The organism is Streptococcus sanguinis (assembly GCF_019929145.1).
Lineage (GTDB): Bacteria > Bacillota > Bacilli > Lactobacillales > Streptococcaceae > Streptococcus > Streptococcus sanguinis_U.
Genome location: NZ_JAHZOW010000020.1, coordinates 1 through 639, shown reverse-complemented (window position 1 = coordinate 639; position 639 = coordinate 1). Strand labels below are relative to the sequence as shown.

The following is a 639-nucleotide window of genomic DNA, read 5'->3' as shown; positions in this document are numbered from 1 at the left end:
ATTCGCTCCTGTGCTTCCTGTATCTGCCGTTCGGTTTTTGCACGAAGTTTTTCTGAGCTTTTACCGAACTGCATACGTTGCAGTTTCGCAACCAGCGCCTTCAGCCGGTTGATTTCGGAAGCATAAGCCGCCACCCGATGTGAGAGCAGGCGGTTGTATTCAGCCATCTGGCGGATGGTGTCCTGTTGCGTCTGCAACAGTGCCCGCAGGCGGGCGTTCTCATGAGCAAGTGAGGTGTCCATATCCTCACTTTACAACGGGTTATATGCGGATTCCAGCGCGTTCCGTTCGTTTCGGGTGCTTCCAGTTGATACCTTCAAGAAGCATGGATAACTGAGCCGGAGTAAGGTGCACCTTGCCGTCACGGGTGACCGGCCAGACGAAGCGGCCCCGCTCCAGGCGTTTGGTGAAGAGGCACAGTCCGTCACTGTCAGCCCACAACACTTTTATCTGGTCACCCCGGCGTCCGCGGAAGATGAACAGGTGTCCGGAGAACGGGTCATCCTTCAGGACGTTCTGAACCTTTGAGGCCAGGCCGTTAAAGCCATTTCGCATATCGGTGATACCTGCAACCAGCCAGATACGCGAACCGGCAGGGCGAGATATCATCAGTGGCTGCTCCCTTTCATTTCGCGGATA

General features: G+C 55.4%; 2 protein-coding genes. Both read right to left on the bottom strand.

Going from position 1 to position 639, the window contains the following annotated elements; genetic code table 11:
- The coding region (locus tag K1I94_RS11285; protein WP_223315340.1) for a transposase at positions 1-242 on the bottom strand (242 nt) is incomplete at its 3' end.
- Between the two features lie 19 nt (positions 243-261).
- Positions 262-639 (bottom strand): IS66 family insertion sequence element accessory protein TnpB (tnpB, locus tag K1I94_RS11280; protein WP_398578215.1); only part of this gene is annotated, 378 nt, incomplete at its 5' end.